This window comes from Streptosporangium sp. NBC_01639, assembly GCF_045209755.1.
Lineage (GTDB): Bacteria > Actinomycetota > Actinomycetes > Streptosporangiales > Streptosporangiaceae > Streptosporangium.
This window is the reverse complement of record NZ_CP109272.1, coordinates 4,334,811-4,349,027: the sequence shown is the minus strand read 5'-3', so window position 1 is coordinate 4,349,027 and position 14,217 is coordinate 4,334,811. Positions and strand designations below refer to the sequence as shown.

Below are 14,217 nucleotides of genomic sequence, written 5' to 3'. Positions count from 1 at the left end.
GATCTGTGTGGTCATCGCCGGCGCGATGGATATCCAGTCGATGAACGCGCTCACTCCCCGTGTCGAGCAGGTGGACTGCTACTTCATCCGCGAGGAATTCGTCTGCCTCTCGGCGGGGTTGAGCCCACTCGACTCGCTCAGGGCAGGAGCCGACGAGGCCGAGCGCTACGGGATCGCCGTCGCGTCGGAGCTGTGCTCGCTCGTCAAAGAGCTGCTCCCCGGCCAGCGTCTTGTCATGAGACTGCTCGACCTCCGGTCGGACGATGCCGCTCAGATCACGACCGGGGTCGAGGTCGACCACGAACCCAATCCGGAGCTCGGTCTGCACGGTGCACGGGGGCTGCTGAAAGAGCGCCACTACCCGCAGGCGTTCCAGGCTCTCCGCACCCACGTACGGGAACAGCTGGGACCGGAGTCGGCGCGGGTGAGCTTCTCGGTGCCGTTCATCAACGACCAGGACGAGTTCCTGCAGTTGCGGCTGCACCTCGGCCTGCCCGAGGACATCCCCCTTTCGGTCTTTGTCGAGACTCCCGCCGCCGTTCATTCGGCGGCCGGATTCTGCGCCGCCGGAGCCAGCGAACTGTTCGTCGGGACCAAGGACCTGACCCAGTTCTATCTCGCCGCGGACCGGGGCAACCACCTGGTCGCCCCCTCCTACCAGACACGGCATCCGGCCGTCATGGCCGGCCTGCGCCAGGCGGTTGAATCAGGTGGCGGCACCGGCACCCCGGTTCACGTGTTCGCCCTGGGCGTCGACCTGGACTACTACGTGAAGCACCTCCCTACGGGCAGGTTCATGATGTGCACCGCCGAACTGCAACGACTCGCTCGTGAGGTGAGCTCGCGGTAGCGCCTCGTCGAGCGGGCCGAGCCGCGGACCGTGCCCGCAGGTGCCGCCGCCGGTGGCCAGGGAGCCCGAGCCGGGGTGATCGGCGGCCCGGAGCGTCGTCGCGGGGCCGCCGGAGCGTCAGCGCGTCTCCTCGAGCGAGGACACCCCCGTCTTCGGGCGGGGGAGGACGGGAATCCCCTTTCTCCGGGAAGGAGGGGACGTCACGAACGGAGACGCCCTCCGCTGCTCACGCCACCAGGTGCTGCTCGGCCAGCTCGGTCAGCCTCACGGTGTACAGACCACCACGCTCGGCCTTCACATCGGTCACCTTGAACTGCGTACCGGGGGCGAGGATGAACTCCTCCTCCCCGGTGAACGCGGAGAAACCGCGGATGCCCACGGCCCGCACGGGGAGCACCTCGAAGAGCGTCCGCTTGCCGCGGCCGCCGAGGAACGATTGGGCCACGCTGAGCTTCGACGTACACGAGGACACGCCCCACCACGTCACGGTCCGGCCGAGCGGGTACTGCGCGCGCAGGTCCAGCGACACCCCGCGCCACAGCGGCTCCTTGCGGGCCGGCAGGCGCGACACGGCCGAGAACAAGAGTCGAAGGTACGGAAGGTACGGAACGATCCGGGCGCGGTCCGGATTGCGGAGGGCCGCGTTGATCTGCCGGTAGAACGCCGACTCGCAGGTATAGAGGTAGAGGGCCGCGATCTCGTCGGCGGACAGACCGTCGGAGGCGTCGGCCGCCAGCTTCTCACCGAACCGGTACGACTGCTCCATGTGCAGGTCGAGATCCGACAGCAGCTTGGCCACCGGGGCGCCGGCCTCGCGGAAGTCCATCAGCGGGGTGTCGAACACGCCGGTGATCGCCGGGAGGTCCAGCCCTTCGTCCTTGACGCCGGCGAGCCGTTCAAGGTAGAGCTGATGCAGCTCCATCGTGGAGGCGATGAACGCCCCCATGCGGTCGGCCGTTTCCGCGTCCGCCCCGCCGGCCTGCGCCGCGAGCTTGTTCCACCCCTTGCTGGGCAGCCAGTCGATCTCGTCGGCCCCGAGCTCCTCGAGTGCCGTGTTCACGGCGGCGAAGTGGTTCCCGTCGCAGAAGATGTCGCCCTGGGCCGCGGGGTTGGGGTGGTCGATGTGCCGGACCTCCACCTCGGGATACTTCCGCTGGAGCCGGAGTACGACCTCTTTCAGGCTGCGGGCGTGCACCCCCCACCACGCGAACACCACGCCCCGGTCCTGCTCGTCGGCGTTCTGCTTGGCCTTCAGGATCTCCTCGACGAGCCTCTCGACGACCGGTCGCCAGAACGCGGTGTGCTGGTCGGTGGCCATCGCCTTGTCGCTGCTGGCGGTGAGTGCCGCGTTCAGCAGCAGCACACCCTGCGTGAGCATCGCCTGGAACCACTCCGGCGGCTGCACGGTGTCGTGCTTCTTCAGGAGCGCGCGGATGTCCGCGATCGGCGTCTTCTTGGGGATGCTGTGCTTCCACATCGCCGCCGCCTTGATGATGCAGCGGATGGTGATGACCTTGCCGAACTGGCTGTCCTTCCAGTCGTGGAAGGTGTTGTCGAACATGGCGATGCCGGTGGCGCTCTCCGCCCGCGGGTAAGGGTTCTGGCCGAAGACGACGACCTTCCACTTGTGCGGCGGGTGGGGCTTGAGCGCCTGGAAGGTCAGTTCCCGGACGGGTACGACCATCGGGCTGCGGCCCGGGCCGATGAACGCGGCCGCGGCCGGCTGCGCCTCGATGACCGGCTTCAGGAGCGGCAACCACGGCTCGCCGCCGCCCTTGAAGAGTTCGGTGAGGGCCAGCGGGTCGTTCGGGTCGGGCGGAGTGGGGGCGTTGACGTCGCTCATCGTGAGCTCCCGGATCGGCGAGCCGTACTCGGTGACGGCACGGGTGAGTGAAGTGGGGGGAATTGTGCCGTGGGAAGACCCCGAATGCGATCTCGGAGAACCGGGAAGCCCACCCGTTCCTCCATCGAAGATCTGGTTTGTCGGTGTGGCGCGATAGCTTCGTGGGCGTTGGAGAGACCCCTTCCCGCACCCGGAGTGAGCCATGACCGTCGAACATGTGAAGCCACCGCTCAAGGTGGTGCTGGTGGACATCAACGCGAAGGTGGTTCCGGCGTGGCGGGCGGCATTCGCCGACACCCCCGAGGTCGAGATCCACAAGGGATCGATCCTCACTCAGCACGTCGATGCCTGGGTCAGCCCGACCAACTCCCGCGGGCGGATGGACGGCGGGGTCGACGCGGCCATCAAGCGGCACCTCGGGGCGGGGATCCAGTTGCGCGTCCAGCGGGCGATCCGCGATCGGTTCGACGGGTCGCTGCCGGTGGGAAGTGCCGTGTGCGTACCGTCCGGGGCGACCAACCCGAGGTTCCTGATCTCGACGCCGACGATGGTGGAGTCGGTGCAGAACGTGAGTGAGACGCTGAACGTGGCTCTGGCGTGCGCCGCCGCGTTCCAGGCCATTCACATGCAGAACGAGAAGGAGCCGGGCAGCATCGAGTCGGTGGCGCTGGTCGGCATGGGTGTGGCGACGGGCAAGGTGCCGCCGCGGGTGTGCGCCAACCTGATGTGGACCGGCTACACCCTGTTCAACGACTACTGCTTCCGGGACTACGACGACCTGCGGAAGACGATCCGCGAGCAACTCGACGACATCGAGAGCCATCCCGAGGAGGAGCGGGTGCGGATCAAGCCGCCCGCGGACCGGTCCCGTGGCTGACGAGGCGTAGGGCGGCTGAAGGGCGGAGCCCGGAAACTCGACGCCGGCGGACCCGGACTGACCGGCTTGGCCGAACGCACCGGCGGCCGGACCGCCGCCGGAGCACCAGTGGACGGCCGCTTCGAGCTGGTCGTCGAGTTCATCACAGACGCCGCCGCCTGACCGATATATTGTACTTTCTGGATAAATGACGGGTATCGTCGCTAAATGCGGAGCCTGCCGAGGATGGACTCGCCGTACCCTCCGCCGCGACCCCCGGCCTCCGAGTACGGGTCACGGCGGATGCCGGCCCGTCCTTTCGGGCCGGTCCGCCCCTCCGCGCCTGTCCGCCCCTCCGCGTCGGCCCGTTCCTTCGCGCAGGGACGGCCGTGGGCACCGGTCCGGGCCGCCGGATGAGGGCCGTCGCGGGCGGCGGTGCCGAATTCCAGGCCAGGGTCGTGGTGGACGCCGGACGCCGGGTCCTCACCGGAGACGCCGCGTTCTTCACCCGCAACCGTCCACTGGTCGACCACGCCAGACGGGCCACGGCCGAAGGACCGGCCGTGCTGCGCTACTACTGGCGGTCGGCGGACGGGGTGCTGTTCCGGGTGACCGTCGAGACGTCGGACACCGAGCGCGGGCCGGTGTCCGGCCTGCACGCCGAGCGGAGCGAGCCGCCCTGGGGCCTGACGTCACGCGAGCACGAGGCGCTGACGTGCGTCGCCGTCGGCATGACCAACCCCGAGATCGCCGGCCACCTCGGCTGCGCCGCCCGTACCGTCGCCACGCACGTCGAGCACATCCTGGCCAAGCTGGGCGCGCCGTCCCGTGCGGCCGCGGCCGCGCTGGCCGTGGCCGAGGACGCGCTGCTGGCCCCCCTTCCCCGGTGGGCGGGGTCCGGGATCACCGCCGTCGCCCGGGTGACCCGCGACCAGGACGACGCCGCGGAGCCGGCACCACCCCCCACCACGGACCGATCCGGCCCGCCGTCCGGCACCGTCCGCCGGTCGCCGACGACGCGGTCCGCCGGGCGGCGCCCGATCCGGCTCGGCGCGATCTACCCGCTCGACGGCCCCCGCCGTTTCGACGCGCTGGCCATGCGCCGGGGCGCCGCGATAGCCGTGGACGAGCTCAACGCCCGAGGGGGCATCGGCGGACGGCGGCTCGACCATCTCGTCACCGAGGTCTCCGGTGACAGCGACGCCGACCTCCTGGCGGCCGTCGACCACCTCCGGGCACACAACGTCGACGCCATCACGCTCGGCAACGTCAGCCCCCGGCACCACCTCGGCGCGATCACCCTCGCGGCCGAATACCGGGCGCCGCTCATCCATTCCATGGTCTCCCCGGACATCACCGAACACGTGTATGACAATCCAGGCGTGCTGGGGCAGACGTTCCAGGTCTGCGCCACGGAGACGGCCTACCTCTCGGGTTTCGTCCGCACGCTGGACCTGCTCACCGGGTCGGGCCAGTGGAATCCACCCAACCGGCGACTGGTGGCGCTGGTGCGCGAAGGCGGCCACGACGCCGGGCACGGGGTCGTGCTCGACGAGCTGGCCGCCACCCACGGGTGGGACCTCGTGACGGTGCTGCCGATCCCGGACACCGGGGTCCCCTGGCCCGACGTCGTCGCGTCGGTCCAGAGGGACGACCCGGCGGCCGTCTTCGTGTGCACCTATGTGGAGGAGGAGCTCAGGCGGTTTCTCCAGGAGATGCGGAAGGCGCGGAGCCGGTCGCTCGTCCACACGGTGTGGACTCCGACGATCCCGCACTTCGAGGACCGGATGGGCGGGCTGGCCGAGGGGCTGCTGTGGTCCACGGTCATCGGCACGTACGGCGATCCGGTGAGCGCGCGGTTCATGCACCGCTACCGGCGCGCCTTCGGCGAGGAGCCGGGCAGCGGCAGCGCGGCGATCCACTACGACATGATCCACATGCTGGCCGGGGCATGGGCCGCCGTGGACCGGCCCTGGGACTTCGGCGCCGTCGTACGCTCCCTGCGTGAGACCGTGCACCGCGGCGCGGCCGGGCCGTACTACTTCGGTGGCCGGGGCCAGCGGGCACTGGCGTATCCCGACGACACCTGGGACGCCTCGCTCGCCCACGCGCACCTTGTCCATCAGGTGCAGGGGGGCCGGAGCCAGGTGATCGCCCCGGTGGAGATCGCCCAACGCCGCTTCCAGCCACCCGCGGTCGCGTCGGACGGCTGACCCTTTCGGCGGGCTCAGGCACCTTGTCGCCGTGGCGCCAGCCACGAGGGCGCGTCGGGCGAGCCGAGGCCCGCACCGCCGTCGGCGGCGAGCACATGGCCGGTGACCCACGCCGAGCTCCGGTGGCACAGCCACAGCAGGCTGGGCACGATGTCGCCGGGCGTGGCCACGCGACCCGCCGGACCGCCCGCCCGTACGGCGTCCACATACGCGCCGGGCACCGGGTTCAGCGACGAGCCCACGTCGACGAAGCCGGGCGCCACGGCGTTCACCCGCACCCCCATCGGGCCGAGCTCCAGGGCGAGCCCGCGCGTCACCGCCTCCAGCGCCGCCTTCGAGGCCGCGTACACGGTGGTGCCCGGCCGCGGACGCAGCGCGCCGCCCGTGCTGGTGAACACGACCGAGGCCGGGCACCCGTGCCGTACGCAGAGGCCGGCCAGCGTGGTGGCCGCCATCAGCGCCGAGCGGGTGTTGACGGCCATCACCGTGTCGAAAAGATCATCGGTGGTCTCCAGCGCGCGCCGGGCGGGGAACAGCCCCGCCACGTGCAGGAGCGCGTCCAGCGGGCCGTAGCGGCGCCAGGCCTCCTCGACGACCGCCTGCGCGGCGCCCGGTCCGGCGAGGTTGGCCACGAGGTGCGGCCGGTCACGGTGGTCCGCCACGACCGATGATCGCGGCGAGTCCACCGCGACCACCTCGGCATGCGCCCGGTCCAGCGCCGCGCACACCGCCGAGCCGATCCCCCCGCTCGCCCCCAGCACCAGTACCCGGGCCCCCTCGAAGGACAGCGGCTGCTCCTCCGGAGGCCCGCCGGGCGCCACCGTCATGCGGAGCCCCGCCGGAAGGCGCGTGCGGTGTCGAGACAGGTACGGAACGACACCGGCCGCTCGCGGCACGCGTCGAGCAGCCGTTCCAGCCCCATCATGCGATGGCCGCGGCCGATCACCTGCGGGTGGAAGGTCAGCACGCACACCCCGCCCGGCTCCTCGCGGATCATGTAGTCGACGTCGTCGAGGAAGTTGCGGAACACGCTGTCGGGGCTGCGCAGTCCGGGCATGATCGCGGTGTCGGTCCGCAGATACTCGAACTGCGGATAGTCGTCGAGCGACCAGGAGACCGGCAGCTCGACGAGCGAGGTGGGCTCACCGAACCGGTAGGGGCCGTCCGGGTCGGCGACGTCGCCGCGCCGGGCGTAATAAGGGGTGTAGTCGGTGCCCATGAGACTGGAGTCGTACTCGCATCCGAGTTCGAGCAGCACGTCGACGGTCGAGGGGGTGAAGTCCCAGCTCGGCGTGCGGTTGCCCACCGCCTCGTAACCGGTGACCCGGCGGATCGACTCGCGGGCCCGCTGCGCGGCGGCGAGCTCTCCGGCCCGGTCCAGCTTCGACACCGGTTCGTGGAGGTAGCCGTGCAGCGCGATCTCGTGACCCGCGTCGGCGATCATGGCGCACTGCCCGGGATAGGTGTCCACCGTGTGCCCGGGGATGAAGAACGTCGCGGTGATCTCGCGCTCGCGGAGCACCGCGAGAATACGGGGTATCGCGTGGGCGCCGAACTCGCCCCGCGAGATCGGCCCCGGCGAGGTCTGGCCCCGGGCCAGCCACAGTGAGATCGCGTCGAAGTCGAAGGTCAGGCAGATCGTCGACTCCCGCGTACCGGGTGTGTCAGGCATCTACGGCCTCCAGGGGAACGGGCTCGGGACCTGGTGCGACGTCCGAGCCGGGCGGGAAGTGGACGTCTGGTGAGGAGCTGTCCGCGAACACGTCGTCCAGGTTCCACCGGGCGTACGGCCGCGTGCACGGCGGCTCGGCCGCGATGTAGAGATCACGGGTGCCGAGGTCCATCACCACGGAGTAGACCGACGTCACCGCCTGCTCCGCGGGGATCCCGGGGTCGAGGTGGCGGCAGATGCCGTCGGGGAACGAGTAGTGGTCGCGCAGGGCGCCGACGATGTCGGCGAGGGTCAACGTCCTGGCCGCCGCCGCGTCTTCGAGCAGGTGGCGTGCCCGCGACGGGCGGAGCAGGGTCAGCGCCGAGGTGGCGGCCTTCCTGTCGACCAGGGGCAGCGGGCTGGCGAAGTGGTTGGAGTGGGTGATCAGGCCGTCCTCCGGGAGCAGGTGGCCGAACACCTCCGGCGCCACCTCAAGGTCGATCGCCTCGCCGCCGGCGTCCGCGATGAGCAGGTTCCCCGACGATATGCGCCGCACGTCCAGAACCTTGCGGTGGGCCTCACTCATCGTCCTGGACTGCAGAACCCCGCGGAGGAGGTAGTGGTACGGCACACCGACGCCGCCGGTGTCGCGGTCGGAGACCAGCAGGTTCGCGCACACCCCGAGCCCCGCGGAGTTGAGCCCGCTCTTCGCGAGCATCCCCGCCTCGGCCAGCGTGAGCACGGAGAAGCCCTCCGTGTCCCGGGTGGCCAGCAGGAACGTGACCGGTCCCTGCTCGGGGTGCCAGTCCCAGTTCTGGGCGAGCAGGGTGTGCCCGTCGCGCGTGTACTTCGGCAGGACGGCCACCGAGGTGCACCCCTCATCGCGGTAGCCCGTGCCGTACAGCATCTCGGTGCGCGCGTTGAGCGCCGTGACGTGCTCGATCGGCTGGCCCGCGCCTTCGGCGAGCCCTTCGAGCATCTCCGCGATCCGCGTGTCGTACTCCCTGGCCACCCCGAGGTACGTCGCGCCCCAGCGGAGCACGTCGGCGTCGGACAGGCCGGCTCCGTCGCGGAACCGGCGCAGGTAGGTCTGGATGCTCCGCTCGACCAGGTCGCCCGTACGGCGGCCGAGCTCGGCGCCCATCTCCCGGTACGTCCCCTCGACCGCTATCAGCGGGGGACCAGCCGGGTGAGCGGGCCGGTCGTGCTCGTTCATCGGTTGCCTTTCTTGGATCGGCGGCAGTCCCGTCCGACGGGTCCGGGTGCCGGACCGCGGGACTCAGTGCAGGACGCGGTGGGCGCTCTCCCTCATCCCCAGCACCACCGCGAGGGTGACCGCCGCCGAGACGATCGGCAGCAGCGCGGCGGACAACCCGGACCCGGTGAGCTCCACCACCCCGGTGGCGACGAACGGCGCCGTGCCGCCGAAGGCCATGACCGCGAAGTTGTAGCCGATGGACATGGTGGAGTAGCGCAGCTTCGTCGGGAACAGCTCGGAGATGGCGGCGGGGCCGGGGCCGGAGAACATCGCCAGGATGACGGCGATGATCAGCTGCCCGGCGTACACCCCCACGGTGTTCCCGCTGCCGAGCAGCGCCATGACGGGCCAGCTCAGCACCAGGAACCCGAGCGCGCTGCCCAGCAGCAGCGGTTTGCGCCCGATCCGGTCCGACAGCGCGCCGAACACGGCGATGAGGACGGTGAGCGTGATGAGGCCGACGATGTTGGACGTCCGCGCCACGTCGGCGTCCACCCCGGCCACGCCGGTGAGCCAGGTGGGCAGGTAGGTCAGGAAGAAGAAGTAGGCGACGGTCCACAGCATGGTGAAGCCGAAGCCGCGGGCGATGCTCGGGAACTGGGTGCGCAGACCCTCGCGCAACGGGCTCTTGGCGGTCGAGCCCTTCGCCTGCTCCTCGCTGAAGGCGGGCGTCTCGGCGAGGCCGAACCGGAGCCAGAGCGCGGCGATCGCGGTCAGCGCCGACAGCAGGAAGGGCAGCCGCCAGGCCCAGCCCGTCAGCTGCTCGTCGGTGAAGATCGAGGAGTTGAGTGCCACGACGCACGAGGCCAGGAGGAAGCCGCCGGCCGTCGACACCTGGTTGAAGCTGCCGAAGAAGCCACGCCGCCTCGCCGGGGCGTACTCCACCAGGAACGCCGCCGAGCCGGCCCACTCCCCGGCCACCGAGAAGCCCTGGACCATGCGCAGGACGACCAGCAGGATCGGTGCCGTGATCCCGATGCTCTCGTAGGTCGGCAGCACGCCGATGAGCGTCGTCGCCGCACCCATCATCAGCACGCTGACGACCAGGGTGATCCGGCGCCCGAACTTGTCACCGAAATGCCCGAACGTGATGGCACCGAGCGGGCGCATCAGGAAGCCCACCGCGAACACCGCGAAGGTGTAGAGGGTGCCGACGAGACTGCTCGACTCGGGGAAGAACAGCTTGCCCAGCGTCACCGCCGAATAGGCGTACACCAGGTTGTCGTAGTTCTCCATGATGTTGCCGAAGCTTCCGGCGACGACGACGCGCAGGGAGCCGGTCTGCGGGGCGGCGTCCCTCGTGCTTTCCGGCATCGGCGGCTTTTCCCGCTCTCGTCGGGCGGTTCCACTGGAAGTGAGGTTGTCGGTCATCGCGGCCTCCGCGTCAGGAGAAGGGGGGAAGTACGGGTCAGGTGGCGATGTATCCACCGTCCACGGGTAACAGGGCGCCGGTCACGAACGACGCTCTGGGCGAGGCCAGGTAGGTCACGGCGTCGGCCACCTCGGACGGGTCGCCCGGCCGCCCCATCGGCGCGCGCGTGACACGCGGCCGGATCTGCTCCTCGGAGAGGTCCTGCAGCAGCGGGGTGACGAACACTCCCGGAAGCACGCTGTTGACCCTGATGCCCCGTCCGGCGAGCTCCACCGCGGCGGACTTCGTCAGCATGTGCTGTCCGGCCTTGCTCACCTGGTAGGCCACCGACGACGGCGGCGACGGGTGCCCAGGAGGAGGGACATGGCCGTAGATGGACCCGATGTTGACGACGCTGGCGTGCGGACTGGCGGTGAGCTCGTCGATGAACGTCCGGATGCCGGTCCACGGAGCCCACAGGTTGGTCCGCAGCACCCGGTCCCACTCGTCGTCGGATGTCTCCAGCAGGTCCTTGCGCGCACTGACGCCGGCGTTGTTGACCAGGATGTCGAGCCGTCCGTGAGTCGCGCGGACGGTGCCGGCCAGCAACTCCCAGGAGGTCCGGTCGCACACGTCCAGCCGCTGGTAGGCGGGCGTGTCCGGGCCGTTCGTCCAGGGTTTGCCGGTACGGTCGCGCAGGTCGCCGTAGACGACGTGCGCGCCGGAGGCGTGCAGGCCGTCGACGATGGCGGCGCCCAGGCCGGTGGCCCCGCCGGTGACGACCGCGACCAGTCCGCTCAGCTCCATGGGCCCTTCCCTCCGCTCCCTCGCACGCTCGGCGGGTTCCGTGGAAACATCCTGTACGCGCTCTCACCTCCCGTCCTCCGTCAGATGACGGATGCGCGACCCCGGGCTCCGCCACCACGGCGCCGGCCGGCCGCCGGAGGCCTACGCGGATCTGCGTACGGCGATGCCGCAGGTGAGCGGATGTCCCGTCGCGGCCGCGCGGCCAGACTCGGCGCATGCTGACCGTGCTCATCCGTGCCTTCCGCGTGCCCGACCTCCGCAGGAAGATCCTCTTCACCCTGGCGATGGTCGTGCTGTTCCGGACCGGGCAGATCCTGCCCGCGCCCGGTGTGAACGTGGTCGCGGTGCGGGAGTGCCTGAGCGGGACCCGTGGCGGGCTCGTCGACATGCTGCAGCTGTTCAGCGGCGGGGCGATGCTGAAGTTGTCGGTGTTCGCCCTCGGGGTCATGCCGTACATCACCGCCGGCATCGTGATCCAGCTGCTCACCGTGATGGTCCCGCGCCTGGAGGCGCTCAGGAAGGAGGGGCAGCAGGGGCAGGCGAAGATCACGCAGTACACGAGATATCTGACGGTGGCACTGGCCGTGCTCAACGCCACCACGGTCGTGTCGTTGGCCCGCGCGGGCCGGATCTTCCCCTCCTGCAACCGGCAGGTGCTGCACGACCAGGACCCGATGACGGTCATGGTGATCGTGGCGACCATGGTGGCGGGGACCTGCGTGATCATGTGGCTGGGAGAGCTGATCACCGATCGGGGGATCGGGAACGGCATGTCCATCCTGATCTTCACGCAGGTGGTCGCCGTGTTCCCCTCCTACATGTCGAACATCTTCGTGCTCAGCCCGGTCGCGCTGGTGACGATGCTGGTCGCGGGGGTCTTCCTGGTTGCGGCGGTGGTGTTCATGGAGCAGGCGCAGCGGCGGATCCCGGTGCAGTACGCCAAGCGGATGGTCGGGCGCAGGATGTACGGCGGGACCTCGACCTACCTTCCGCTGAAGGTCAACCAGGCCGGGATCGTCCCCGTCATCTTCACCTCGTCCCTGCTCTTCCTCCCGCAGCTGGCGATGGGGCTGATGGGCGGCACAGGACCGGTCGCGGAGTGGATCTCGCGCTATCTCGTCTCGGGCGACCACCCGGTCTACGTGACGGCGTACCTCCTGCTGATCGTGGCCTTCACCTACTTCTACGTGTCGATCACCGTCAACCCGGCGGAGGTGGCCGACAACATGAAGCGGCTCGGCGGATTCGTGCCGGGCATCCGGCCGGGGCGGCCCACCGCGGAGTATCTGCGGCATGTGCTCTCGCGGCTGACCGCGCCGGGAGCGGCCTATCTCGGCACGCTGTCACTGATCCCGATCATCGCGTTCGTGATATTGCGTGACCCCGGGACCCAGCAGAACTTCCCGTTCGGCGGGACGACCGTCCTCATCATGGTCGGGGTGGGGCTGGACACGGTCAAGCAGATCGAGTCGCAGCTGGAGCAGCGCACCTACCAGGGCTTCCTCAAGGGACCGTCAGCCCGGACCTGACCGCGAAGACGACCAGTTGGGCCCGGTCGCGGGCGTGGAGCTTGACCATGGCGCGGCTGACATGGGTGCGGACGGTGTCGGGACTGATGACGAGTTCCGTGGCGATCTCGTCGTTCGACCGGCCGGTGGCGACCCAGGCGACCATCTCACGCTCTCTGGGGGTGAGCCGGTCGAGCCCCTCGACCGGGGCGGCGTCGTGGTGGCTGAACCGGCCGATGACCCTCCTGGTGACGGAGGGGGAGAGCAGCGCCTCACCCGAGGCGACGACCCTGATCGCGTGGGTGAGCTCCTCGGGAGCGCTGTCCTTCAGGACGAACCCGCTCGCTCCGGCCTGGAGGGCGGCGAAGACGTACTGGTCGAGCTCGAAGGTGGTGACGACGACCACCCGGATGGCGTTGAGCGCCGGGTCGGCGGCGATGGCCCGCAGCGTGTCGATGCCGTCCATGCCGGACATGCGGATGTCGAGCAGCAGGACATCGGGCCGGGTGTCACCCAGCAGCCGGAGGGCCGCGGCGCCGTCGGCGGCCTCACCCACGAACTCCAGGTCGGGCTCACGGTCGATGAGCGCCCTGAGCCCCATACGCACGACGGCCTGGTCATCGGCGAGCGCCACCCGGATCGAACCCGCCGGAGGGTTCACCCGGCACCTCCGATCATGGGACTTCCCCCGTCATACGGTCCCTGCGCCCGAGGTCTCTGCGCCCGAAGCCCCTGTGCCTGCGATCCCTGTGCTTGCGGTCCCTGCGCCCGCGGTCTCTGCGGGAAAGCGTGCCACGACGCGGAAACCGCCGCCCTCCCGGGGGCCCGTGCTGAACATGCCGCCGGCTTCCTTCACCCGGTTCCGCATCCCGGTCAGCCCCCGGCCCTCGGCCGTTCCTGAGGTGCCGTTCCCCCGGTCGGCGATCTCCAGCACGAACGCGCACGGATCACTGGCCAATCGGACCAGGGCCCTGGTCGGACCGGCGTGCCGCAGGACGTTGGTCAACGACTCGCGTACGACCCGGTAGACCGTGCCTTCGAGGTGCGCGGGGACATCCGGCCTGGCCGGTTCGACGTCGACGGGCAGCCCGGCCGCGCGCACCCCGTGGATCAGCGCGGGCAGGTCGTGGTCTGCGGCGGTGGGGTCGATGAGGTCGAGCGCGGAGCGGAGCTGGTTGAGCGCCTGCATGCTGGTCGAACGGATCGCCTCCAGTGACTCGCGGGCCTGGTCGGGGCGCTCGTCGAGCATGAGCAGGGCGACCCCGGCCTGCATGGCGATGGTGGCGAGGCCGTGTCCGGCCACGTCGTGCACCTCCCCGGCGATGCGGGCCCGCTCCGAGGCGATCAGCTCCCGCATGCTCAGGGCGGCCTGCGCCGTCCCGGTGACCGGGCCGGGGCGGGGCGGGACCACCGCGTCGGCCGCCGTCCGCAGGGGCTCCGCGAGCGTCGCCGTCCGCGTCGCCCCTGCCGTACGTGTCGCCCTCGCGGGCTCCGCGTCCGTCGCCGTATGCGGCGGCATCGACGTCGACGTCCGCGTCGCCGCCTTCACGAGCAGCGCCGGGTGGGCCGGGATCCGGGCCGCAGCGCCGGCGGCGTCCGTGGTCTGGCCGGTCGACGTGCCGATGCCGAGAGCCCGGCCCGCCGAGGTGCCCGTGCTCAGCGACTGGTCGGTCGTGCCGTGGGCCTGGGCGAGGCCACTGAACGGCCACGGGATGGCCAGCCAGCCCACCCACGCCAGCATGAGGATGACCGGCAGGTCACGCAGCCGTCCCAGACGGGACAGCGCCGCCGCGGCCGCCGCGAAGGAGACGCGCTGGCGGCCGTCCGGATGCGTGTGCTCGGTCACCATCCCCCATCAGAACAAGCTTGTATGACGCGAT

The 14,217-nt window shown here is 70.5% G+C and carries 12 protein-coding genes; 4 read left to right on the top strand and 8 right to left on the bottom strand.

Annotation, left to right across the window (positions count from 1 at the left end; all coding sequences use genetic code 11):
• Nucleotides 1-25 precede the first annotated feature (25 nt).
• Nucleotides 26-850 carry a putative PEP-binding protein gene (locus OHA77_RS19725; protein WP_406319846.1) on the top strand — a complete coding sequence of 275 codons (825 nt, stop codon included), beginning with the start codon at nt 26-28 and terminating at the stop codon, nt 848-850.
• Nucleotides 851-1,076: 226 nt separating this feature from the next.
• Here the strand turns inward: OHA77_RS19725 and OHA77_RS19720 are convergent, their stop codons facing one another.
• Nucleotides 1,077-2,693, bottom strand: coding sequence for an ADP-ribosyltransferase domain-containing protein (locus OHA77_RS19720; protein ID WP_406319527.1), 1,617 nt, complete (start codon nt 2,691-2,693; stop codon nt 1,077-1,079).
• Nucleotides 2,694-2,895: 202 nt separating this feature from the next.
• Here OHA77_RS19720 and OHA77_RS19715 point away from each other — a divergent pair, with 202 nt between their 5' ends.
• Nucleotides 2,896-3,570 carry a macro domain-containing protein gene (locus OHA77_RS19715; protein ID WP_326826817.1) on the top strand — a complete coding sequence of 225 codons (675 nt, stop codon included), beginning with the start codon at nt 2,896-2,898 and terminating at the stop codon, nt 3,568-3,570.
• A 368-nt stretch (nt 3,571-3,938) separates the two neighbouring features.
• Nucleotides 3,939-5,762, top strand: a complete 1,824-nt coding sequence (locus OHA77_RS19710) for an ABC transporter substrate-binding protein (protein WP_406319526.1) — start codon at nt 3,939-3,941, stop codon at nt 5,760-5,762.
• A gap of 14 nt (nt 5,763-5,776) precedes the next feature.
• On the opposite strand, the gene OHA77_RS19705 is transcribed toward OHA77_RS19710, so the two are convergent.
• The 5 genes from OHA77_RS19705 to OHA77_RS19685 all read right to left on the bottom strand — a co-directional run bounded on the left by OHA77_RS19705 (nt 5,777) and on the right by OHA77_RS19685 (nt 10,829).
• Entirely contained in the window at nt 5,777-6,589 is an 813-nt protein-coding gene (locus OHA77_RS19705) for an SDR family NAD(P)-dependent oxidoreductase (protein WP_406319525.1), read from the bottom strand.
• The gene (locus tag OHA77_RS19700; RefSeq protein WP_406319523.1) at nt 6,586-7,434 is read right to left on the bottom strand and encodes a polysaccharide deacetylase; all 849 of its coding nucleotides are present in this window, start codon (nt 7,432-7,434) and stop codon (nt 6,586-6,588) included. Before OHA77_RS19700 ends, OHA77_RS19705 begins: the two co-directional genes overlap by 4 nt.
• Nucleotides 7,427-8,629 carry a C45 family autoproteolytic acyltransferase/hydolase gene (locus tag OHA77_RS19695; protein ID WP_406319522.1) on the bottom strand — a complete coding sequence of 401 codons (1,203 nt, stop codon included), beginning with the start codon at nt 8,627-8,629 and terminating at the stop codon, nt 7,427-7,429. The genes OHA77_RS19700 and OHA77_RS19695 overlap by 8 nt, the downstream gene beginning before the upstream one ends.
• 63 nt (nt 8,630-8,692) lie before the next feature.
• Nucleotides 8,693-9,985 (bottom strand): MFS transporter, encoded by a 1,293-nt coding sequence (locus OHA77_RS19690; protein WP_406319520.1) that lies wholly within the window; start codon nt 9,983-9,985, stop codon nt 8,693-8,695.
• A 94-nt stretch (nt 9,986-10,079) separates the two neighbouring features.
• Nucleotides 10,080-10,829, bottom strand: a complete 750-nt coding sequence (locus tag OHA77_RS19685; RefSeq protein WP_326826823.1) for an SDR family oxidoreductase — start codon at nt 10,827-10,829, stop codon at nt 10,080-10,082.
• Between the two features lie 215 nt (nt 10,830-11,044).
• Here OHA77_RS19685 and secY point away from each other — a divergent pair, with 215 nt between their 5' ends.
• Nucleotides 11,045-12,358: a preprotein translocase subunit SecY gene (gene secY, locus OHA77_RS19680; RefSeq protein ID WP_406319518.1), complete on the top strand. Its 1,314-nt coding sequence runs from the start codon at nt 11,045-11,047 to the stop codon at nt 12,356-12,358.
• Here secY and OHA77_RS19675 read toward each other — a convergent pair.
• Both OHA77_RS19675 and OHA77_RS19670 read right to left on the bottom strand, forming a co-directional pair.
• The gene (locus OHA77_RS19675; RefSeq protein WP_326826959.1) at nt 12,333-12,938 is read right to left on the bottom strand and encodes a response regulator transcription factor; all 606 of its coding nucleotides are present in this window, start codon (nt 12,936-12,938) and stop codon (nt 12,333-12,335) included. The two genes, secY and OHA77_RS19675, sit on opposite strands and share 26 nt — an antisense overlap.
• 90 nt (nt 12,939-13,028) lie before the next feature.
• Nucleotides 13,029-14,183 carry a sensor histidine kinase gene (locus OHA77_RS19670; protein WP_406319516.1) on the bottom strand — a complete coding sequence of 385 codons (1,155 nt, stop codon included), beginning with the start codon at nt 14,181-14,183 and terminating at the stop codon, nt 13,029-13,031.
• Between the last annotated feature and the right edge of the window lie 34 nt (nt 14,184-14,217).